This is a genomic window from Dehalococcoidales bacterium (assembly GCA_035529395.1).
Classification (GTDB): domain Bacteria; phylum Chloroflexota; class Dehalococcoidia; order Dehalococcoidales; family Fen-1064; genus DUES01.
Map to the genome: position 1 here is coordinate 14989 of DATKWT010000091.1, position 21327 is coordinate 36315.

A 21327-nucleotide genomic window follows, 5' to 3' on the forward strand; every position below is an offset into this window, starting at 1 on the left:
TCCGGCGTCCTCCGCTACCATGATAACCGGAACCTGATGTCGGGAAGACCTTCCGGAGGTTAAATATGTCTCAAGAATTCAAGCATCTTTTTTCACCCATCAAGCTGGGGCCGATGACAGTACGCAATAGAATAGTCTCATCTTCCCACGCCACCAATTTCCACTCAGTGGTCGGCCCTATCACCGATAGGGCGTTCCATTACTATTTATCCAAGGCGAAGGGTGGGTTGGGGCTCATCGTGACCCAGTTCACTGTACCTATGGCGCTTCAGAGTGATGCTGCGATCCCCACCTATAGGAATCTAGCCGACGCCATTCACCAGGAGGGTACGAAGCTGATGGTGCAGCTGGTGCTCCCCGGGAAGTTTGGGAGTTCAGATACATATGGGGGAACGCTTTCATCTTCATCGCCAATACCAGCCACGACTCCCTACAGGGGTACGGGGGAAGTGCCTCGCCAGATGGAAATCGAGGAGATAAAGGAGGCAGTCCAGGGATTTGCTGATGCCGCCAGGAGGGCATGTGAAGCCGGTCTTGACGGCGTGGAAATAAGTCTTGCCGTCGGTTTCCTGTTCTCCCAGTTTATATCGCCTGTCTTTAATCAGAGAACCGACGAATACGGTGGCAGCCTGGAGAATCGACTCCGTTTTCCTATCGAGACCATCGATGCCGTCAGAGATGCTGTCGGGAAGGACTTCGTTGTTGGTATCAGGTTGACCGGGGACGAGTTTCTCGAGGGTGGCATTGACCTGGAACTGGCCAAACTGAATGCCCAGAGATTAGAGGCCACCGGGAAGCTGGACTACATCAGTATCTGTGCCGGCACTTTCTTTAATCCGGAAGCACATATTCCTCCCATGTATTTTCCTCTGGGATGTTTTGTTTACCTTGCTGCTGCCATTAAGGAGGCGGTGAATCTACCGGTGATGACGGTGGGTAGAATAAATGATCCGGTGCAGGCGGAGAAAATCCTGGCGGACAATCAGGCAGACCTGATAATCATGAATCGGGCTACTATCTGCGACCCGGAAATGCCAAAGAAGGTCCAGGAGGGCAGGCTTGATGAAATACGTAAGTGTACCGGCTGTAACGAAGGTTGTCTCGGCAGGTGGGTCCAGGGTCTTCCCATAACCTGTGCCTATAATCCTGAGGTGGGTCGGGAGAGTGAGTTTGCCATAACGGAGGCACCCGTCAAGAAAAAGGTAATGGTCATCGGTGGGGGTGCCGCCGGTCTGGAGACAGCCCGGGTGGCTGCGTTGAGGGGTCACCAGGTATCCCTGTACGAAAAGGGAAGCGAATTGGGTGGGCAACTGAATATAGCGGTCAAAGCCCCGATGAGGGATGATTTCCTCGAGGTACCTCGTTACTATACGCACCAGATGAAGCTTCTGGGAGTGGACGTCAACCTTGAAACCGAGGTAACTTCGGAAATGGTTGAGTCAATAAGTCCGGATGCCGTGGTGGTGGCAACGGGTTCCCTGCCCTATCTAACAACAATACCAGGTGTTGAGGGAGCCAATGTTGTCGAGGTGCGCGAGTTGCTTCAGGAGAAGGTAGAGGCGGGGCAAAACGTGGTCGTTATTGCCGGAGAACAGCATATCCAGGCGTTGAGTGCGGCTGATTTCCTGGCGGAGCAGGGGAAGACGGTAGAGCTACTGACTGATGGGCTCTATCCCGGTGCGTTGCTCGACCCGGCGACGCTAATGGTTGTATTGCCCAGACTGCTGGCCAGGGGGGTTAAGATAACCCCCAGCACTGGAGTGAAAGAGATAACAGAAAACGCAGTAGTTGTCTTCAATGCTTTCACCAGGGAGGAGAGAAGAATCGAGGGTGTCGATACGATGGTAATTGCCACCGCTGGCAGGGCCGACGACAGGCTCTATCGTGCTCTAAAGGGCAAAGTGCAGGAGCTGCACGCGGTTGGTCACTGTATATCGCCACGCAAGATGATTACCTCGGTTCTCGATGGAGCTATGGTGGGACGGATGCTGTAGCACAACCCTGGGATGGCTCTGGATGTTCTGCATGAAAGGACAGTTGAGATGAATTTACGAGTGAAGGAAGCTCTCTGTATCGGCTGCGGGCTGTGTGTTGAGAATTGCCCCCAACAGGCCATTTCACTTCAATCGGGCCAGGCCCGGATTGACCGGAGCAGATGTAATGAATGCGGTCTTTGTCGTGACGTATGCCCGCGAATGGCAATCATAGAATTGGTCCCGGTATCAACGGAGGAGCTGTATGCTACTATTGCTTCACTCAGGCAAAGGACGAGTAATATTATAGAGAGAATTGAGAGCATACATTCCGGTAATGCCGGCCCTGAGACAGGCAGAGATTAATGATGTCAGAAAGCGGGGGTAATGAAATGAAAGTATGCATCGTTGGTGGTGGTGGTGGTGCAAACAATGCCGCCAATGTTATTCGGAGTCTTGATAAGGAAGCCCGGATAGACATCTTCACCAACCGTGGCGAGATAGGCAATCTACCCTGCGAAATCCCCTTTGTCCTGAAAGGGACTCTGCCATCCTGGGAGAGCAGCTTTGCTTTCAGGGACAGGTTCTATAAAGAGAGGGATATCGGAGTCCACCTCGATACCGAGGTTACTGAAATCCTCAGAGACGAAAAACGTATTATAGCAAGGGGGGAAATCTACCATTACGATAAGGTGGTTCTGGACACGGGGGCAACTCCGGTAATTCCGCCCATTCCCGGGCTTGATGGCCACAATGAATTTACACTCAGCACCGGTCTAAGACCTGCCAGGGTCTTTGAGGAAGCAATCCCCGGGTATACCAGTGCGGTCGTCATCGGTACAGGGCAAATTGCCCTGGAGACGGCTGCCATTCTGCAAGCCAGGGGCTACCACCATGTCTATCTGGTGGGCAGGTCTGATCGTATCCTTCGTACTTACCTGGACGAAGAAATGGTCGGTGTAGTCGAAGAGAGAATCAGGGAAAACGGTGTAGAACTTATCCTGGGTGCCGGGAACCTGAGGGTAGCCACCAGGGGAGAGAAAAAGCTCCTCTACCTGGCGGATAGAGAGCTTGAGGTAGACATTATCTTTCTTGCTGTCGGCGCTGAGCCTAATAGCAGTCTGGCGCGGAGGGCGGGTATTGAGATAGGAGACACCGGGGCTGTTGCTGTTAACGAGTACCTGCAGACAAGCGACCCGGATATCTATGCTATCGGTGATTGCATGGAGAACCGGGACACACTAACCGGTACCAAACGACGCTACCAGACGGCAACTAACGCAGCGAAAACAGGGAGAATAGCCGGCAGAAACCTGGTCCTGGGGAACGTTATTGCCTATCAGGGGACAGTGATGACATTCATCACCGAAATCTATGGATGCGAAGTCGGAACGGTTGGACTCACTGAGGACTATGCCCGGGAGCAGGGGTTTGATGTTGTCACCAGCATGACAACCAGTTCGACGCGACGCCGGACTTTTGGTGGTAGACCTGTCAATATCAAGCTTATTGCCGACCGCAAGTCCCGTACCCTGATTGGAGCACAGATTACCTCGGAGGAAATGGTTGCGGGCAAGATTGACAGGCTGGCTGTGGCTATAGCCGAGAAGGTTCCGCTGCAACGATTGTCTCTAATCGACACCTGCTATTCACCGACGGTAGGTGCTGGATATGAGGCAGTGACCATGGCGCTGGACGCACTTCTTGAGAAGGTTGCCGGTTAGCAACGACAGCCAACGTACCGGCTGAAAAGTAAAATGTCCGCACCTGGCGGACACGATAGCGGTAGTTTGTATGGGGTGAGTGAGGGGATTCGAACCCCCGATCTCCAGGGCCACAACCTGGCGCCTTAACCGCTAGGCGACACCCACCACGGAAAAAATACTTTATGTCTGAAACAGACATAGCCATTATACCTGAACGTAGTATACGCTTTCAATGCGCGTAATTTGATTTAGCCAGTACCGATTGGTATACTCGTGGGTAACCCCACCCCAGGGAAGACCGTCCCCATGTGCGGGACGGTTTCTGACATATTCCCACGGAACGGAGAAGGGAGAGACTGTGGAGCAGGCTCTGTCCGGCGTCAGGGTACTGGATGTAACTCACTACATTGCCGGGCCCTACTGCACCAAGCTGCTCGCCGACTATGGCGCCGAGGTGGTCAAGGTGGAAAGGCACGGTACCGGTGACGGCGCCAGAAGGATTGGCCCCTTCTACAAGGATGACCCTCATCCGGAAAAGAGTGGCCTGTTTCTCTACCTGAACACCAACAAACGCGGTGTCACTCTGAACCTGAAGTCTGAGACCGGGATTAGAATATTCCGGGAACTGGTGGTAGACGCTGACATCCTCGTGGAGAACTTCAGCCCCAGGGTGATGGCGTCTCTGGGTCTGGACTATGAGAGTCTGGAGAGGATAAACCCCGGTCTGGTTATGACCTCCATTTCCAACTTCGGGCAGACCGGTCCCTACCGAGACTACAAGGCCACCGAGATTGTCGCTGATGCTATGGGTGGCTGGATGAGCATCATCGGCCACCCGGACCGCGAGCCACTTAAACCCGGCGGGAACCAGGCGCAGTTTGTCAGCGGTCTCTTCGGATGTGTCGGTACAATGACCGCTTTCCACGGTCGGGAGTTGACCGGAGTCGGACAACACGTGGACATATCCCTGATGGATGCCGTGCTCTACATCCAGATGAATATTACGCAAATATATCACTACCACGAGAGGGTTACCAGCAGAATCGGCAATATGGTACTGCCCCCACCCGGTTCGATACTACCCTGTCGGGACGGCTATATCGGGGCTATCGCCGTTACGAACAGCCAGTGGCAATCCCTCTGTGAGTGGATGGGGAAACCGGAGCTAGCCAGCGACGAGAGGTTCCTTACCAGAATCCACCGCACCGAGAATGTGGACGAGCTTATTGCTACGTTAATTCCCTGGCTACTCGAGCATGACCAGGAGGAACTGCTGCGCGAAGCGCAGAAGCGAAGGATTCCTTTTGGAATCCCGGCTGGGGCCGACCGGTTACTCAACTCTGAGCATCTCAACGAGAGAGGCTATTTCGTAGATGTTGAGCATCCCGTTACCGGAAAGGTCAGGTATCCCGGTGCCCAGTTTGGATTGGGTGATTTGCCCTATGAATTAAAGCCGGCGCCGCTGCTGGGTGAGCATAACGAGGAAATCTACTGCCATCGTCTCGGTTATAATAAAAAAGACCTGGTGAGGCTGCGAGAGACGGGCGTTATTTGAGCAATTCCACGCCTCGCGGAGGGATAGAGAAAATGCCTGGACTGCCGCTGGAAGGACTGCGGGTACTTGACCTCTCCATGTGGTTTGCCGGACCCATGGGCAGCCGGTTGCTGGCCGACATGGGGGCTGAGGTAATCAAGATAGAATCGCTGGGACACATCGACCCGTGGCGAGGGCCTGCCAGGGTTACACCAATACTTATTGAGCGGATGCCGGAGTTGGCATCCGTTGAAAAGCCGTACAATCGTTCGGCCGGCTTCAACCTGCAGAACCGGAACAAGTATGGAATCACACTCGACCTTCGTACCGGGCGGGGCAAAGAGGTGTTCATGAAGCTGGTTGAAGTCAGTGACGTTGTCCTGGAGAACTATAGCCCCAGGGTCATGGATAGCCTGGATATTGATTACCCGGTACTCACTGAAATCAACCCCCGGCTCATTATGATGTCATTGCCGGCCCTGGGCAGGACCGGCCCGGACAGGGACCATATTGCCTTCGGGCAGACGATAGACTGCATGAGCGGTATGGCGTATCTCACCGGTTATCCTGGTGAAGAGCCGATGTTGCAGAGCGGGCTGTCCTACGGCGACCCACTGTCCGGGATGAACGCCGCTTTTGCTGTACTGTCAGCCCTGCACTACCGCCGGCGTACGGGCCGGGGAATGCATATTGACCTCTCACAGGTAGAAGGTCTTATCTCGTTCAACGCGGATTCCGTGATGGACTACACGATGAACGGACGGGTACGTGAGCGAATGGGAAACCGCCATCCCTCGATGGCGCCCCACGGCTGCTATCGCTGCCGGGGTGAAGATAACTGGGTGGTGATTGCCGTCTCTTCAGACGCAGTCTGGGAGCGGTTCTGTCAGGCGCTGGAGCAGCCGCCCTGGACAGAGGATACCCGGTTCTCAAACCTGCCGGGCAGGTACCGCCACCAGGATGAGCTGGACAGGCTGATAGAGGTCTGGACTGTGCAGCATGACCACTACGATGTAATGCGCATCCTGCAGCGGGCAGACGTCCCCGCTGGGCCGGTGCTCAACGCCAGGGAACTGACCGAGGAGCCGCATCTAAACGAACGGGGCATCTTTGAAACAGTCACCCACCCCGAAGCGGGCACGCATCCCTATATCGGCATGTACGCCCGGTTCTCAAAGACACCGGGGAGTATAAGGATGCCCGCTCCGTGCCTCGGTGAGCACAACCGCTATGTTTTCGGGGAAATACTCGGCATGTCTGAGGAGGGGATTTCGGAGCTGGAAGAGCTCGGTATAATCGGCACCGAAGCCCTGCCGGAGCAACAGGGGGGCATGTTTTAGTACCTGGTTGCAGAAATACCTAGTATGTTCCGCGGGGTGAGACCCTTCGGCTTCGGCCTGCTGGCAAAGCCAGCAGGTAAGTTCAGGGTGACACGCCGTTGGCATGTCATTCTTGAGCAACACGCCGTTGGCTTCAGTGGCACGCCACTCGCCTCAGTGGCGCAGAATCTGAATGTTGCGCGGATTTGTGCAACCAGGTACTGGAGATGGTATATAATTCACGTGGGTGCGGAACCATAGTGTAGAATAACCAATGCATTAAAAAGAAGATTGGAGAAATCCAGATGAAGGCTGTACTGGAAGGTATCAAGGTTCTGGACGTTTCCCAGGTGGCCGCTGTGCCCATGTGTGCCCGGCATCTGGGTGACTTCGGTGCGGATGTGATTCACGTGGAGCACGCCACCAGGGGCGATTCATGGAGGGTGCTTCAGGCGGGATATGGTGGCGGTGCCGGTGTGCCCTCTGAAATCAACTACAACTGGGAAGCCTTCAACCGTAACAAGCGCAGTCTGGCGGTGGACATTTCCCATGAGTCGGGCAGGGACATAATATACAAGCTGGTCAAGGAGACGGACGTTTTCGTAACCAACCTGCGTCTCCCAGAGAAGGAGAAACACGGGGTGAGCTATGATGCCCTGCGCCGTATCAACCCGAAGCTTATCTACGCTTGCCTGACCGGGCATGGCAAAAAAGGGCCCAACCGTGAGACCCCGGCCTATGATACCACCGTCTACTGGGGGAGGTCGGGGGTCACCAGCACTCTGACCGTCCCCGGACTCTCGGGACCGGCCCCACGCCCGGCGTTTGGTGATGTTGTTGCCGGTCTCGGGCTTGCCTTTGGCATTGTGATGGCCCTCTACCACCGTGACAAGACCGGGATAGGCCAGGAGATTGACACCTCCTTATTGCATACCGGCATCTACCAGTTGACCTTCGACGTTTCGGCTGCTCTGGCTACCGGGCAGGATATCGTGGAGTACAGGCTCAATCCCCCCGAGGTGCTGGATGAAGAGTTGATGAAGCGCCGGAACGAGCTCATTGGTGAGGCCCAGGAAGCAATAGTACGTCTCGGCGAGTTCTACCGGGAGAACTCACCCAATCCCCTGGCGAATCGTTACACCACGAAAGACGGCAAGGTAATCGGTTTCAATGCGCTGCAGTCGGACCGGTTCTGGGCGGAGTTCTGCCGCGTAATCGAGCGTCCTGACCTTGAGGAAGACCCGAGGTTTATATCAAGTGAGGCCAGGACCGAGAACAAAGGTGAGCTATACTCTATCCTGCGGGACGCCTTTATCACCAGGACTCTCGATGAATGGACACCTCACCTAGTCGGGTTGCCGTACGCTCCCATACAAAACACCGTGGATGTTGTCAATGATGTCCAGGCAGAGGCAAACAACATGTTCCTGCCCGTTGACCACCCTACATACGGACCGATGAAGGTAATCGCCAATCCCGTAAATCTCAGTGAGACCCCGGCCACATACCGACTCCCGTCTCCGGAGTTCAGCCAGCATACAGAGGAGATTCTCCTGGAACTGGGCTATAGCTGGGAGGATATCGCGCGACTCAAAGAAGAAGGGACCATAGCCTGAAAGTTACCGGGGTCGTTCCTGCCTGGGGCAGCATAGTCGGGAAAAGCGGCTAATAATAGCAGTGATTGTGTGGCTGGAATGCACCCGGATGATTCGTGGCGGGGTGGGTGTGGCTAGTTGAGGAAGGCGGTCACTTCGGCTAGCGCGCGGATTCGAGGGCAGTCGTTCACTTCCGGGTAGGCATCGTTACGGTCGAGGAGTACCGGGTTGATACCCAGGTTCCTGGCACCGACGACGTCAACACTGTACTGGTCACCGACATGCAGTGCCTGTTCAGCGGTCACGGAGGCGTGCTCCAGGGCGGCAAGGAACACAGGGGGATGGGGCTTTTCTGCTCCCACTTCAGCGGAAGTTACCGTGAAATCAAGATAGGGCTCCATGCCCAGCTCACGGCATAGTGAGTTTATATCCCGGTTGAGGTTGGTCAGCAGACCGAGGGTGAGGTCGCGTTTCTTCAGGACTTTCATGGTGTCCAGCACGTCATCGAAGAGGACGAATTTCAGCCCGGCGTACAATTCGCGCGTCCGGGCTAAGATTTTATAGGGCATATCTCCTGAGACCTGGACACCGGCCCTCTCCAGCATCCTTTGCTGCTGGCGGATGAACATGTTCGTCCGTTCCTCGCCAGTCATGTCCTGCCATGACACAGCAGCGTTCTCTTCGTAGAACTCCCTGTCTGCGACCACCAGGGCGGGCCGGATATCATCAGGTGACACGTTTAAGCCAAGCTCCTCAAGAACTTGGCTTAGTAGTTGCTCGCGGGGCGGATGGTATTGTGCCAGTGTACCGAACCAGTCGAAGAACACCGCTTTTATCACAACGGCTCCTCGACTATTCGTCTTTAATACCCAAGTCAGTAACGTAGTCTACGGCGTTCTGAACGGTGAGAATCTTCTCGGCGTCTTCGTCAGGTATCTCGACCTTCTTGTCCGGAGAGCTGAACTCCTCCTCAAGAGACATTACCAGCTCTACCAGGTCCAGAGAATCGGCGCCCAGGTCATCGACGAAACTGGACGAAGGCAGCGCATCGCTCTCACCAACGCCGAGTTGCTCCGCGACTATCTTCCGTACGCGCTCTAGTATAGTTGCCACTTTCTACCTCCTTCCGGAAATTAGTCATCTGCTGACGAGAGTGCTCACTGCACCCAGGACCCCATTCACGAACCTTGAGGAACTGTCACTGCCAAATGTCTTGGCGAGTTCAACTGCCTCATTAATGGCTACCTTGACCGGGACCTTACTCTCCAGTAGCATCTCATATATTGCCAGTCTCAGTATGCTTCTGTCAACTACCGAGAGTTGCTCCAGTGGCCAGGCAGAGGCAAAACGCCGTATGTGCTCGTCAATTTTCTCCTGGTTTCGTGTGATGCCATTGACGAGTTCCCGGGCAAAGTCCTTGTTCATCTCCGAGAGGTCGCTTTCAGCCAGGAGATGGGCCAGGGCCTTTTCCGCATCATGCCCGGCGGAGCTGATTTCGCACAGGGCCTGGAAGGCGGCCATTCTTGCTCTACGCCGTGCTCCCGGCATATCGGTAGTCCCCTCGTCTGTCTGTCTTACTAACTGACTTTAGCAGAAGCGCAGTGCGAGGTCAATTCTGATATCTCTACCCAATAGAAAGGGGGCAGGATTCAAACCCTGCCCCCTCTATCTACATCTTCCCCAGGGAAATCCCCCCGTCAACCGTGAGCACCTGCCCTGTGATATAGTGTGCTTCTTCTGAGGCGAGGAACGCAACCGCCTCGGCGACATCTCGGGGAGTGCCCAGGTAGCCGAGCAGTATCTGGTCGGCCATGGCCTGCCTGCGCTCTTCGGGTAAGTGCTGGGTCATCGTAGTGTCTATGAAGCCGGGAGCTACCGCGTTGGCCGTAATCCCGCGGGAGGCTACTTCCTTGGCGACGGTGCGGGTGAAGCCGATGATGCCTGCCTTCGCCGAGGCGTAATTGGCCTGTCCGGCGTTGCCGATGAGACCGACAATGCTGGCGATACTGACGATTCTGCCCCAGCGCTGCTTCATCATGGGTCTCAGTACCGCCCGGGTGCAGAGGAATACGCTCTTCAGATTCACTCCGAGCACTTGGTCCCAGTCGTCATCCGACATCCGCATTATGAGCTGGTCCCTGGTTATACCGGCGTTGTTTATCAGGATATCGACTTTTCCGTAGTTACTGGTGACAGTCTCTACCATACGGGTGACTTCACTTGAATCGCTGATATCGGCGGGAACAACCAGGCTTTGCTGTCCCATTTTCCTGATTTCTTCGGCCACGGCTTCAGCCGGTTCCATATCACCGACGTCGTTAATGACGACGGTGGCACCGACTTCAGCCAGTTTCAGGGCGATAGCTGCCCCGATGCCGCGGCCGCTGCCGGTGACTATAGCTACCCTATCGGAAAGGTCCATTTGTTACTCCTTGAACTCTATTTCCTGGCTCGGGGCGGCTATGAGGGTTGCCCGAGACGTTGCGTACTATTAGTATAGTACATTGCGACTTCGGATTCACCCGTTGGTTGATAACCGGTTTCAATACTGACTGCCACTGCGAGCGAAGCGAAGCAATCCGGGGTGGAGTGTGAGATTATTTCGGCCGGTCCTATATGTGCTCAGTGAGCATTGACAGTCTCCGAGTTCAGGCGGTACCATTGTGAGACCTGTGGATGAGTTGTAAGAACGCGTAGAGTTGGAGTGACGATATGAAGAGACTGACCCTTGACCAGTGGGAGAAGAAGTATATTGCCGGTACGGTCGAGAGGTTTGACCAGAAGTATCAGATGTTCAACAGGCCGGCCTGGGACCCGGAGATGAAAGAGTTGCTGGAGGACTGGTCATTCGGTGGCGAAGCCAGGGAGAGACCGGGCTATACTTTGCTTGACCACGCACTGAAACGGGCGAGCTCACGCATCACACAGCTAGCGGTGTTCAATATGTACAAGCCCAACCCCAGCCCGGTGACAATGGCAATAACGGCGGCGATGGCAGGTGCATACTCGCGTCGTCAACCCATGCCGGAGAAACCTCGTGAGAGGATGAAGATTGATGTCAGTGACTCGGAGGTACTGACGCGTAATGTGAAGAAAGTGGCCCGGTACTTTGGAGCCGACCTGGTGGGTGTCTGCCGGCTGGACCGGCGGTTCGTGTATTCACACACCTACGGAGGGAACACATTTGAGGGTGCGCGTGAGTCTGAAGTGGACGCAGACGGATCCCGGCCGCAGGAAATACCCGGTGAGTTTCAGTACGCCATAGTCATGGGATTCGAGATGGATTACGACCTCATGAAGTACTTCCCGACCTATGTTGCCGAAACCACTACGGCAATGGGTTACAGCAGGATGGCCATTGCCAATGCCCACCTGTCCGCCTTCATTCGGGGGCTGGGGTTCAAGACCATTGACTGTAGCATCAATGATGTTGCCCTTTCGGTACCACTGGCAATGCAGGCAGGGCTGGGTGACATCGGACGGAACGGGATACTGATTACACCACAGTTCGGGCCTCGCCTGAGGTTGAGCAAGGTGTTTACTGACCTGCCGCTGATTGTCGATACGCCGGTTGATTTCGGGGTCACCGAATTCTGTAAAGCCTGTATGAAGTGTGCCGAGATGTGTCCATCACAGGCCATTTCCACCGGGGAGAGGACCTCCGAGCCAAACAACGTGTCCAACGTGACTGGTGAAATGAAGTGGTCGATTGACCCTGTCAAATGCCGTATGCACTGGGGGCGTACGGATAAGTCATGCACCATCTGCGTTGCCTGCTGCCCCTACAATAAGCCGGATACCCTGTTCCACCGGGCGGTCCTGCGTCTTACCGACTACCTGAGGTGGACGGATTCTCTCTGTGTCCGGATGGACAAATTGCTCGGTTACGGCAGACCGGCCCGGGTAGCGGACTTCTGGGAGGAGTGGCAGCCCCGGCGGCACTAGTACTCAGTTGCAGAAACACCATGTAGTATGTTCCGTGGGGTGAGACCCTTCTCTACACTCAGGGTGACGTGCCACTAGCCTCAGTGACGCAGAATCTGAATGTTGTGCGGATTTGTGCAACTAGATACCAGGGAAGGCGTCAGGACTGCTCTGCGAGGGCCTGGACGGCTTCGGCGTCCCCGATATTCAGCGTCTCCACGCTTCGGTCTATGCGCCTCATCAGGCCGGTAAGAACCCTGCCGGGCCCGATTTCGATGACGCTGGTGACACCGTTCTCAATCATGTACTCGATGGAACCCTGCCACTGAACGCTGTTGCATAGCTGTTCCAGGAGTTCTGACTTGACTGCCTCCGCAGTGGTCATCGGTCGGGCGGAAGTATTGGCGATTATGGGTACAGCGGGCTCACGGAAGGTCAGGGTGGGAATAATCTCGGCCATTCCGTCTACGGCGGGCTGCATCAGCGGGGTATGGAAAGCACCACTCACCTGAAGGGGGATAGCGCGGGATGCACCCTTCTCTTTGGCCAGCTCTACCGCTCTGTCAATATTGTCAGTGGCCCCGCTGATTACCAGTTGTCCGGGGCAGTTGATATTGGCTAACCGGGTGTCTGTTTCCTGGCAGATGCCGGTCAGTACCGGCTCGTCCAGTCCGATGATTGCTGCCATCGTGCCGGGTCGTTCCAACCCGGCCTGGTACATCAAACGGCCCCTCTCGCGGGCGAGGTAAACGGTATCGGCGAAGTCAAGCACGGCTGCCGCAGCCAGCGCGGTGTACTCCCCGAGGCTATGGCCGGCCACGAAGGTTGGTGGCGGCAGACCCTTGCCTGTTTCCTGGGCCGCCTTCAGGCAGGCAAAGCTCACCGTGACCAGCGCCGGTTGCGCGTTGACTGTCTTGCGGAGCTCGTCCTCCGGTCCTTCGAAGCAAAGCCCGGAGAGAGAGAACCCCAGCCTTTCGTCGGCCTGTTCAAAAACCGTTCTCGCTACGGGGTAGCTCTCGTAAAGGTCACGTCCCATGCCGACGGACTGGGAACCTTGCCCCGGAAAGACATAAGCCACTCTCTTTGTATCGACCATTATTAGCCACCTGTCTGCAGGCTTCTGAGGCGCGCTATCACTGCCTCGGCTTCAGCCACCATCTCTTCTATGATTATCCTGACCGGCTTGATTTCATGTATCATGCCGGCAATCTGCCCGGCCAGCAGCGAGCCATCGTCGACATCGCCGTCAATCAGACCGAGGTGCATTCTGCCCTCGCCGAACATACTCAGTTCCTCGGACGAGACCCCGGACTCTTCCAGTGCCAGAAACTGCTCGGTGAGACTGTTCTTCAGACTACGGAGAGGCAGGCTGGTAGTGCGGCCGGTGATGACCGTTGACCGGTCGTGAGCCTCGAGGACCTTCTGCTTGTAGCCGGGGTGGGCAATGGATTCCTCGCTACAGGCGAATCGCGTCCCGATTTGTACACCCTGGGCACCGAGGGCCAGGGCTGCCGCCAGACCACGCCCATCGGCAATACCTCCGGCGGCAATCACCGGTATGCTGACACTATCGACCACCTGGGGCACCAGTGCCATGGTCGTCGTTTCCCCGATGTGCCCTCCCGATTCCATGCCCTCGGCGACAATGGCGTCGACACCGGCTTCCTCTAGTCGCTGTGCCGGCCTGACGCCGGCCACGACCGGCATTACCTTCATCCCTAGCTCTCTGAGAGCGGGCACAAATGCCGTGGGGTCACCGACGCCGGTGGTGACCACGGATACCTTCTCTTGGAGGATTATGGCGATAACCTCGTCAGTATACGGCGATGTCAGCGGGAGGTTGATGCCAAAGGGCCTGTCGGTGAGTTCCCGGGTGAGGTGTATCTGCTGCCTGACCCAGTCAGGCTGGTAGTAGCCGGCACCGATAATGCCCAGCCCTCCGGCATTGGAGACCGCCGAGACAAGCTCGGCAGTACCGAGGTGAGCCATCCCTCCCTGGATGATGGGATGCTCTATGCCGATAAGGTCACAGATTACGGTCTTGAGCACGGCCTGGCCTTCCCTAGCTGGTCTTTGGTTTCGGGCTCTTGATTTCGACGACTTCCCGTCCTGCATAGCTGCCGCACGTGTGACAGACATGGTGTGGCAGTTTCGGGCTGTGGCACTGTGGGCAGGTTACCAGGGCTGGGGCGGACAGATGGTCATGGCTGCGCCTTCTTCCCCTACGTGCCTTGGTAATCTTTCTCTTTGGCAGGGCTCCCATAGTCTACTCGCTTTCTTTCCCCTGACTATGCCCCTCGGGCATAGTCAGGCATCGTTAGGCATTTTCAGGCGTTGTTATCGGCCACGGCCAGTTTGCACAGTCCGCTCCATCGGGGGTCGATTTCCTGCTGTGGACAGTCACACGGTCCCAGGTTGAGGTTGTGACCGCACGTGGGGCATAGACCGGTGCAATTCTCCTGGCACAACGGCTTCATCGGGATAGCCAGTACTGCATACTGGCGTATTGCCTCGGCAAGATCAAGGATATGGTGTTCATCGATGGTAAAGTACCCGGACCGGTCCGGCAGGGACAGTGGTGCTCCGGTGAGCACATCCGTTGTGGGATAGTACTCTTCCTCAACATCCAGGGTTAGTGCCAGGGGGCACGAGCGCAGGCAGCGGCTGCAGGTGACTGCAATCTCTGTACGCAGGGTACCACGAGCCAGGATTCCCCGGTCGGTGCGGACCAGATTGAATCTACCCTCGACATGACTCTCCTGGTTGGCAATATCAACCGTTTCGTCTACATCGTAGCTTCGTGTTGACCCGATGGCTTCCTTGAGCTGCTGGGAAACGTTTATCTGCATCTGTCCTGGCCGCTCCTCCCGGGAACGTGTGGGATACTTCCTCTGGTGGGTCTGCGGACCTGCCTCATGGTATCCGGCAGTAGTTGTGTGACCAGACTTAATTATAGGCCGTGGGGCTTGTCTGCGTCAACCGGGAAGGGAATGGGTTACGACGTGCCAGGTTCACTATCTTCCTGGAGAAAGCATTGGTCAACCTCGTGAAGCGCCTCATGCTCATTCGCTCTGAATATTAATACAGGTAGTGGGAAAAACCCACTTGACAAATAATCCCACCGTGATAGAATGTGTATGTAAGTCAGGTGGGTAGGTATGTGGTGACTATAATAAAGAATGCAGATTTCACGGGGATAGCCAAGAACGTGAAGCCAGATGCTAAAAGGCGAGTGATTTTACCTCAAGGATTGGTAAGAGAAGGTATCATTTACCACATATATGCCAATAGCTTTGGGCAAATTGTTTTAGACCCACAAGTAACTATACCTGCATCTGAGGCATGGATATTTGAAGATAAGAGTGCTCTAGCTACGGTTGACAGGGGTATGGTTGAGTCAGCTAACGGACAAGTAATAAATCGGGGTTCATTCGCAAAATACATAAAAAATGCACCGTAAACTACGTTTTACCCCTACTGCTGATGAGCAACTTGACAGAATAGAGAATGACCCTTCGCTAAAAGGTGTCCTCAAGCAAGTCAGAAAAACACTGGGATATCTAGAAACAAACCTTCGAGCTAAGTCTCTACAAACCCATGAGTTTGAGTCACTGACAACGCGTTATGGGAAAAAGGTTTTTGAGGCTTATATTCAACAAAGAACTCCAGGGGCTTATAGAATATTCTGGCATTATGATCCCGATGAGATAGACAAAAATGGTGAGCGTGTAGCTATCATTACCATAGTAACCATAACCCCACATCCCGAATCCTGAACAGCTAGATTACTTCCCCCACCTGGTTAGCGACGATTTCCTTGCTATTTCCTTACGTTTTTCAGGCGATAACTTTGCAACCTCCTGCTGAGAAATGGGTTAAGGCAGTGATTTAATATTACCGAGAGATATTGATGATGTTGGTGGAGAGAAGGTGAGTGGGGCATTGGTCGCAGGCTTGTCATTGTCTGAGGTTAATCCTTGATGTATTATGGATACAGAACCGGAGGAACATGGTAGTTTCAGGTAACCACAAATGAGTATGCCGTATACGGTCGGTCCAATCAGGCCTCCATCGGAGGCGTACTCGCTGCTGGTAAGGGTCACGGAGAACTGTCCCTGGAACCGGTGCGAGTTTTGCTCTGTCTTCAAGGATCAGAAGTTCCGGATACGTCACATCGAAGAGGTTAAGGAGGGAATCCTGGCTGTCCGGAGGCTGGTAGAGGACACGTACCGGTGGTCGGAACGCGGTGGTTATACCGTTGGCCAGGTTGCCCAACTCAACGGTATCCTCTGGCTCCAGGATGACGGTGTCAGGAACGCATTCCTCCAGGACTCGGACAGCATGATAATGAAGACCGAGCCTCTTGCCGAGATACTGGAGTTTCTCTGCGGGACGTTTCCCACGCTGGAAAAGGTGTGTACCTACGCCCGGGCAAAGACCGTTTACCGGAAGAAGCCCGAAGAGCTGAAGCGGTTGCGAGATGCAGGGCTTTCCCGACTTCATATTGGCCTGGAGACCGGTGATGACGACCTCCTGGCCTATATTCAGAAGGGCGTCACCGCTGCTGAGCAGATACAGGCCGGCAAGAAGGCGGTCGAGGCTGGTTTTGAGGTCTCGGAGTACGTCATGCCGGGGTTGGGAGGTAGGGAGCGCTGGGAGCAGCATGCCCTGAACTCGGCCCGGGTGCTGAATGAGGTCAACCCCCGGTTCATCAGGCTACGCACCTTTCATCCTGCTCCGGGGACACCGATACACGAGAAAGCCCGGCGCGAAGAATACCACGTCCAGTCTATCGAAGGTGTTCTGAAGGAGATACGGACGTTTGTGGAGGCCCTTGATGTGACCTCCGAGTTGATTACCAGCGATTTCGCCTGGAATTTCTACCTGGGGGAGATTGATGGTAAGCTCCCTGAGGAGAAGGAAAAGGTACTCGCGGAGATTGACCGGGCGCTGGCCTACTGGCAGGCGGAGGGGGAGCCCAGGCGAAACCCGTTCATGGGAAACCTGAACCTGGAGCTAAATTAAGGCTGTATTGTAATGAATGCACCCGTCGGGATAACTGTCTATTCAGACTACATCTGACCCTGGTGCTATGTCGCGGCAGTTCGGCTGCAGAGAGTCAAAGAGCGGTACGGTGATAGTATCAACATCACCTTGAAGAGCTTCCCTCTGCTGATTGAGAATATACCGGGGAGGCCGATTTCGCCACACAGTACCGAGGCCCGTGAGCGCGCCAACAACGAAGAAGAGGTCTTCCGGCAGTGGGATGAGAATCTGCCCTATCCTTCCTCCAGCATGCCGGCCCAGATAGCGGGCAAGTGCGCCTTACTCCAGGGCAAAGAGGCGTTTGGGCATTTCCACGGTGCTGTCTTCAAAGCATTCTTCCGGGACTGCCGTGATATCAGTGATGGGGAAGTCCTGACCAGCCTGGCCGCAGATGTCGGACTTGATGTTGAGCGGTTCCGGGCAGATTACAGTAGCGGCTCACAAGAGAACGAGGTCCTGGCCGAATACGAAGAAGGCCGGAGTGAGTACGAGGGTTGGGGGGTTCCCCTGGCGATAATCGGCGGCCGGTTTCCACTCGTTGGGGCGGTCCCCATTGAGATGTACCGTCGGGCGATAGACCTCTGCCTGGCGAGGCAGCGAGTCTGAGTCTCCGGACTGCTCCACCCGGGAGAAGTACACTGTTCCGGGCGTTCTGGAGTAGTTCAGGCTCTCAAAGACTGTTATCGAAGCAGTGTTCTCCTCCTCAATCGGGCAAGCCAGCACGAATCGTGCCCAAATTAAGCGTAAATTCTGATATTTGTGGTAGAAAAGCCGTCTGAAGGTATTGACAGACAAGGGATAAATAGTTTATCATGCAGACCTAGTAAGGAAAGGAGGTCGGGTTGATGGAAGCATACTGTGTGAAATGTCGTGCCAAGCGTGAAATGAAAGACGCCAAGCCCATCACCATGAAGAATGGCAAGCCAGCAACTCAAGGTGTATGCCCCACTTGCGGAACCAAGATGTTCCGAATAGGCAAGAGCTAGAGCTACTCCGGGAGTTTCAGGATAAATATTAGGGAGCGGGTAACTGTAAATAACGGTATCCGCTCCCTTGATATTGACCGGAAGAACTGCTTATTAGACCGTTACCCCGGCCTTCGGTGGTTGCTCTTCCCTGGGTACCAGAGCACCGGTCGGGCAGACTACTATGCACTCGGCACAGTAGTCGCATCCTGAAGTGTCCATCGGTTCATCGGCAAAGGTGGTGACCCGCCGATCGAAGCCCCGGTGGGCAAAGCCGAGTACACTGGTACCGGAGTGCTCCCGGCACACCCGGACACACCGTCCGCACAGCACGCATTTGTTGGCGTCATAGACGAACAACGGGTGGCTTGTGTCGATGGGAAGGTCGCGTTCCAGCTTTCTGAGGTGCTTTGACTTCAGTTTCACATGGAGGTGCCGGGCTATCTTCTGCAGTTCGCAGGAACCGTTCCTGGGGCAGTGAGCGCAGTCCAGGGCGTGAGACGCCATGAGAAGCTCAAAGCCCTGCCGGGCCAGACTGAGGGCGTTATCTCCCCTGGTATTGACTGTCATGCCTTCAGTTACCGTCTCAGTGCACGCTGTGACCGGTCTGTCCCTGTCCGCTACCTCAACAAAGCACAACCGACAGGCAGCCATCGGCTCGTGATTGTCCCTCATGGCGCACAGGTTGGGGATATAGAACCCGTTATCGAGGGCAACCCAGAGAAGGATTTCACCCTCGTTGGCGGTTATCTTCCGGCCGTCAATTGTCAGAGATATTGTCTTCATGTGTCTACTTTGCCGCGGCAGGTACTTCGCTGGGCGGCGATAATTTCACTATGGCATCGTACTGCGGTGGGCAGGCGGTCCGGCAGGTATCACATTTCACGCACTTGTCCTGGTCGATGACCTTAATCCTCTTCTTGTTGGGGGTTATTGCTTCCACGGTACAGGTGCCCACGCAGGCGTCGCAGGAACGCTCGCACTTATCCGGCAGGATGTAGTAGGCTATAAGGTCGCGACACATCAGCGCCGGGCAGCGCCCCTCTCTAATGTGGGCCCGGTACTCGTCCTCGAAATAACGTAGCGTGGTCAGCACCGGATTGGGTGCCGTCTTCCCTAGACCGCAGAGAGAGCCGGCTCTTATGGCCTCAGCCAGCATCACCAATGTGTCAATATCTTCCTCCTTGCCCTGTCCCCGTGTGATGTCGTCGAGTATAGCCAGCATTTGCCTGGTCCCGAGACGGCAAAAGGTGCACTTGCCGCAGGACTCACGCTGGGTGAATTCGAGGAAATAGCGTGCAATTTCCACCATGCAGTCGTCCTCATCGAGGACTACCATCCCCCCGGAGCCCATCATGGCACCTGCTTCGGTCAACGAATCGAAGTCGATAGGCAGGTCCAGCGCCGATTCCGGCAGACAGCCACCGGAAGGCCCGCCAATCTGGACTGCCTTGAACTGCTTTCCGCCGGGGATGCCGCTGCCGGCGTCGAAGATGACCTGCCGCAGTGTGGTGCCCATAGGGACCTCCACGAGTCCGGTGTTGACCACCTTGCCGGCCAGGGCGAAGACGGCGGTACCCTTGCTCTTCTCCGTGCCGATGCCGGTAAACCATTCTGCCCCGTTCTCAATAATGGGCGGTACCGCGGCCAGGGTCTTGACATTGTTGATAATGGTGGGCTTTCCGTTGAGGCCGCTGGTCGCCGGGTAGGGCGGACGGTGGTGGGGTATTCCTGCTTTCCCTTCCAGTGAGGCAATAAGCGCCGTCTCCTCACCGCAGACAAAGGCACCGGAACCCTGAAACAGGCGGATATCGAAGTTAAAATCGCTCCCTAGAATGTGCCTGCCGAGGAAGCCAGCTTTGCGAGCCTGGCGGAGGGCAATCCGCACCCGCTCCACCGCCAGCGGATACTCGGCGCGGACGTAGATATAGCCGTGTTGCGCTCCGATAGCGTGGGCGGTGATGACCATTCCTTCAATCACGGAGTGAGGGTCGCTCTCAAGGATTGACCGGTCCATGAAAGCACCCGGGTCGCCCTCATCGGCGTTACAGACTACGTACCGTGGCTTTCCCGGTGCCTGACGGCATATCTCCCATTTCATTCCAGTGGCGAAACCACCCCCACCCCTGCCCCTCAGCCCCGATAATTTCACTTCGTCGATGATATCCTCGGGAGACATCTTGAGTGCCTTGTCCAGTGCTGAGTAGCCGCCGTTGGCAAGATAGTGGTCAATATCGGTGGGGTCAATGTGTCCACAGTTCCTCAGGACCACCTTCTTCTCATAGCTGGCGCGGGGGAAATCGGCGAAACTGGGAATGAAGTCGTTCTCTTCCATCGCGCCGAGAACGAATTCCAGGCAGACGTTATCGCCCACAATGAATTCTTTGACCAGCCTCTCGGCAATAACGGGGTTGACGTAGCCGTAGCAGATTGCCGGGTACCCTGGCTTGTGAATCACCACCAGTGGCTCGGCGTAACAGTGGCCCATGCAGCCGACCTCGATAACGGGGCAGTCCAGCCCCTGTCTTTTCAACTCTGCCCTGAGTGTATGGAGAATTTCCAGGGCACCGGCAGCACGACCACAGGTAGCCGTACCGACCAGTATTACGGGTTTGTCGGAGTTAAACAACTCTGTCCAGCGGGATTCGGCACGTGCCTTTATCTCCTGGAAAGAAGAGGCGATAGCGGATGATATGATTTCCTTCACTGGTCTTTCTGTTCCTCGGATTCTCTCTCAAGCTTGAACTTGAGCAGTATCCCATCTACTTTTGTAGGCTCCACTTTGGCTTCAGGAATATCGTCAACTACGGTCACCGGTGCCATGGTGCAGCAGCCTACGCAGGCCACGGTATCAAGGTCAAACTCGCGGTCTGTCGTAGTCTCGCCTTCGTTTATCTCCAGTCGCCGTTTCCAGGCATCCAGCGTGATGTAGCCACCCTTCATGTGACAGGCTGTACCGAGGCACACCCGGATAGCGTGCTTTCCCGGCGGGTTGAGGCGGAACTGGTTGTAGAATGTCACCACTCCGTATACGTCTATCTCCGGTATGCCGAGAAATCCGGCGATTTCTTTCATAGCCTCAAGAGGAAGGTATCCGAGCCTTCCCTGGACCTTCTGCAGAATGGGAATCAGGTTACGTCTCTTACGGCTGAAACCCTTCAGGGCACGCAGGGTCTCCTGGCGGTGCCAGGCCTGTTCATCTGTGGTGCCGTCGTATGACACGCTGCTTGTTGCTTTCTTTACTATCTTTCCTGTCATGTCTAAG

20 protein-coding genes, 1 tRNA gene and 1 pseudogene are annotated in these 21327 nt (G+C 55.4%); 10 read left to right on the forward strand and 12 right to left on the reverse strand.

What is annotated here, in order from left to right; all coding sequences use genetic code 11:
* Positions 1-65: 65 nt before the first annotated feature.
* A complete protein-coding gene (locus VMW13_05965; GenBank protein ID HUV44359.1) occupies positions 66-1994 on the forward strand; it encodes an FAD-dependent oxidoreductase in 1929 nt (642 codons plus the stop codon).
* 371 nt (positions 1995-2365) lie between these two features.
* Entirely contained in the window at positions 2366-3697 is a 1332-nt protein-coding gene (locus tag VMW13_05970) for an FAD-dependent oxidoreductase (protein ID HUV44360.1), read from the forward strand.
* Positions 3698-3768: 71 nt separating this feature from the next.
* Here VMW13_05970 and VMW13_05975 read toward each other — a convergent pair.
* Positions 3769-3844, reverse strand: a tRNA-His gene (locus VMW13_05975).
* 193 nt (positions 3845-4037) lie between these two features.
* Between VMW13_05975 and VMW13_05980 the strand changes: the two genes are divergently transcribed.
* The 3 genes from VMW13_05980 to VMW13_05990 all read left to right on the forward strand — a co-directional run bounded on the left by VMW13_05980 (position 4038) and on the right by VMW13_05990 (position 8148).
* Positions 4038-5234 carry a CoA transferase gene (locus tag VMW13_05980; protein HUV44361.1) on the forward strand — a complete coding sequence of 399 codons (1197 nt, stop codon included), beginning with the start codon at positions 4038-4040 and terminating at the stop codon, positions 5232-5234.
* 32 nt (positions 5235-5266) lie between these two features.
* On the forward strand, positions 5267-6553 hold the full coding sequence (locus VMW13_05985) for a CoA transferase (GenBank protein HUV44362.1): 1287 nt from the start codon (positions 5267-5269) through the stop codon (positions 6551-6553).
* Between the two features lie 284 nt (positions 6554-6837).
* Positions 6838-8148 (forward strand): CoA transferase, encoded by a 1311-nt coding sequence (locus tag VMW13_05990; GenBank protein ID HUV44363.1) that lies wholly within the window; start codon positions 6838-6840, stop codon positions 8146-8148.
* A gap of 113 nt (positions 8149-8261) precedes the next feature.
* Here the strand turns inward: VMW13_05990 and VMW13_05995 are convergent, their stop codons facing one another.
* The 4 genes from VMW13_05995 to fabG form a co-directional block, all read right to left on the reverse strand.
* Positions 8262-8966 carry an HAD-IA family hydrolase gene (locus VMW13_05995; GenBank protein HUV44364.1) on the reverse strand — a complete coding sequence of 235 codons (705 nt, stop codon included), beginning with the start codon at positions 8964-8966 and terminating at the stop codon, positions 8262-8264.
* Positions 8967-8979: 13 nt separating this feature from the next.
* A complete protein-coding gene (gene acpP, locus VMW13_06000) occupies positions 8980-9240 on the reverse strand; it encodes an acyl carrier protein (protein ID HUV44365.1) in 261 nt (86 codons plus the stop codon).
* Positions 9241-9264: 24 nt separating this feature from the next.
* On the reverse strand, positions 9265-9675 hold the full coding sequence (nusB, locus tag VMW13_06005) for a transcription antitermination factor NusB (GenBank protein ID HUV44366.1): 411 nt from the start codon (positions 9673-9675) through the stop codon (positions 9265-9267).
* 121 nt (positions 9676-9796) lie between these two features.
* Entirely contained in the window at positions 9797-10549 is a 753-nt protein-coding gene (gene fabG / locus VMW13_06010; GenBank protein HUV44367.1) for a 3-oxoacyl-[acyl-carrier-protein] reductase, read from the reverse strand.
* A gap of 290 nt (positions 10550-10839) precedes the next feature.
* On the opposite strand from fabG, the gene VMW13_06015 reads away from it, so the two are divergent.
* A complete protein-coding gene (locus tag VMW13_06015) occupies positions 10840-12072 on the forward strand; it encodes a reductive dehalogenase (protein HUV44368.1) in 1233 nt (410 codons plus the stop codon).
* Between the two features lie 139 nt (positions 12073-12211).
* On the opposite strand, the gene fabD is transcribed toward VMW13_06015, so the two are convergent.
* The 4 genes from fabD to VMW13_06035 form a co-directional block, all read right to left on the reverse strand.
* Complete coding sequence (fabD, locus tag VMW13_06020; protein ID HUV44369.1) at positions 12212-13147, reverse strand: ACP S-malonyltransferase; 936 nt, start codon at positions 13145-13147, stop codon at positions 12212-12214.
* Positions 13148-13149: 2 nt separating this feature from the next.
* Positions 13150-14100: a DUF561 domain-containing protein gene (locus VMW13_06025; GenBank protein ID HUV44370.1), complete on the reverse strand. Its 951-nt coding sequence runs from the start codon at positions 14098-14100 to the stop codon at positions 13150-13152.
* Positions 14101-14113: 13 nt separating this feature from the next.
* Positions 14114-14314, reverse strand: coding sequence for a 50S ribosomal protein L32 (gene rpmF, locus VMW13_06030; GenBank protein HUV44371.1), 201 nt, complete (start codon positions 14312-14314; stop codon positions 14114-14116).
* Between the two features lie 64 nt (positions 14315-14378).
* Positions 14379-14900: a DUF177 domain-containing protein gene (locus VMW13_06035; protein ID HUV44372.1), complete on the reverse strand. Its 522-nt coding sequence runs from the start codon at positions 14898-14900 to the stop codon at positions 14379-14381.
* Positions 14901-15211: 311 nt separating this feature from the next.
* On the opposite strand from VMW13_06035, the gene VMW13_06040 reads away from it, so the two are divergent.
* From VMW13_06040 to VMW13_06055, 4 genes and pseudogenes are all read left to right on the forward strand, one after another.
* Positions 15212-15511 (forward strand): hypothetical protein, encoded by a 300-nt coding sequence (locus VMW13_06040; protein ID HUV44373.1) that lies wholly within the window; start codon positions 15212-15214, stop codon positions 15509-15511.
* 572 nt (positions 15512-16083) lie between these two features.
* The gene (locus tag VMW13_06045; GenBank protein ID HUV44374.1) at positions 16084-17076 is read left to right on the forward strand and encodes a radical SAM protein; all 993 of its coding nucleotides are present in this window, start codon (positions 16084-16086) and stop codon (positions 17074-17076) included.
* Positions 17077-17145: 69 nt separating this feature from the next.
* Positions 17146-17703 (forward strand): annotated as a pseudogene (locus VMW13_06050) (DsbA family protein).
* 239 nt (positions 17704-17942) lie between these two features.
* Complete coding sequence (locus VMW13_06055; GenBank protein HUV44375.1) at positions 17943-18083, forward strand: DUF5679 domain-containing protein; 141 nt, start codon at positions 17943-17945, stop codon at positions 18081-18083.
* A gap of 93 nt (positions 18084-18176) precedes the next feature.
* Here the strand turns inward: VMW13_06055 and VMW13_06060 are convergent, their stop codons facing one another.
* From VMW13_06060 to VMW13_06070, 3 genes are read right to left on the reverse strand one after another with little or no spacing between them, the layout of a single operon-like run.
* Positions 18177-18848, reverse strand: coding sequence for a 2Fe-2S iron-sulfur cluster-binding protein (locus VMW13_06060; GenBank protein HUV44376.1), 672 nt, complete (start codon positions 18846-18848; stop codon positions 18177-18179).
* Between the two features lie 4 nt (positions 18849-18852).
* Positions 18853-20769, reverse strand: coding sequence for an NADH-quinone oxidoreductase subunit NuoF (locus VMW13_06065; protein ID HUV44377.1), 1917 nt, complete (start codon positions 20767-20769; stop codon positions 18853-18855).
* Positions 20766-21320 carry an NAD(P)H-dependent oxidoreductase subunit E gene (locus VMW13_06070; protein ID HUV44378.1) on the reverse strand — a complete coding sequence of 185 codons (555 nt, stop codon included), beginning with the start codon at positions 21318-21320 and terminating at the stop codon, positions 20766-20768. The genes VMW13_06065 and VMW13_06070 overlap by 4 nt, the downstream gene beginning before the upstream one ends.
* Between the last annotated feature and the right edge of the window lie 7 nt (positions 21321-21327).

Excerpts from the sequence above, each read along its gene's own strand:
- VMW13_05965 (HUV44359.1), top strand. The coding sequence starts at position 66 with ATGTCTCAAGAATTCAAGCATCTTTTTTCACCCATCAAGCTGGGGCCG.
- VMW13_05970 (HUV44360.1), top strand. The coding sequence starts at position 2,366 with ATGAAAGTATGCATCGTTGGTGGTGGTGGTGGTGCAAACAATGCCGCC.
- VMW13_05985 (HUV44362.1), top strand. The coding sequence starts at position 5,267 with ATGCCTGGACTGCCGCTGGAAGGACTGCGGGTACTTGACCTCTCCATG.
- VMW13_05990 (HUV44363.1), top strand. The coding sequence starts at position 6,838 with ATGAAGGCTGTACTGGAAGGTATCAAGGTTCTGGACGTTTCCCAGGTG.
- nusB (HUV44366.1), bottom strand. The coding sequence starts at position 9,675 with ATGCCGGGAGCACGGCGTAGAGCAAGAATGGCCGCCTTCCAGGCCCTG.
- fabG (HUV44367.1), bottom strand. The coding sequence starts at position 10,549 with ATGGACCTTTCCGATAGGGTAGCTATAGTCACCGGCAGCGGCCGCGGC.
- VMW13_06015 (HUV44368.1), top strand. The coding sequence starts at position 10,840 with ATGAAGAGACTGACCCTTGACCAGTGGGAGAAGAAGTATATTGCCGGT.
- fabD (HUV44369.1), bottom strand. The coding sequence starts at position 13,147 with ATGGTCGATACAAAGAGAGTGGCTTATGTCTTTCCGGGGCAAGGTTCC.
- rpmF (HUV44371.1), bottom strand. The coding sequence starts at position 14,314 with ATGGGAGCCCTGCCAAAGAGAAAGATTACCAAGGCACGTAGGGGAAGA.
- VMW13_06035 (HUV44372.1), bottom strand. The coding sequence starts at position 14,900 with ATGCAGATAAACGTTTCCCAGCAGCTCAAGGAAGCCATCGGGTCAACA.
- VMW13_06045 (HUV44374.1), top strand. The coding sequence starts at position 16,084 with ATGAGTATGCCGTATACGGTCGGTCCAATCAGGCCTCCATCGGAGGCG.
- VMW13_06055 (HUV44375.1), top strand. The coding sequence starts at position 17,943 with ATGGAAGCATACTGTGTGAAATGTCGTGCCAAGCGTGAAATGAAAGAC.
- VMW13_06060 (HUV44376.1), bottom strand. The coding sequence starts at position 18,848 with ATGAAGACAATATCTCTGACAATTGACGGCCGGAAGATAACCGCCAAC.
- VMW13_06070 (HUV44378.1), bottom strand. The coding sequence starts at position 21,320 with ATGACAGGAAAGATAGTAAAGAAAGCAACAAGCAGCGTGTCATACGAC.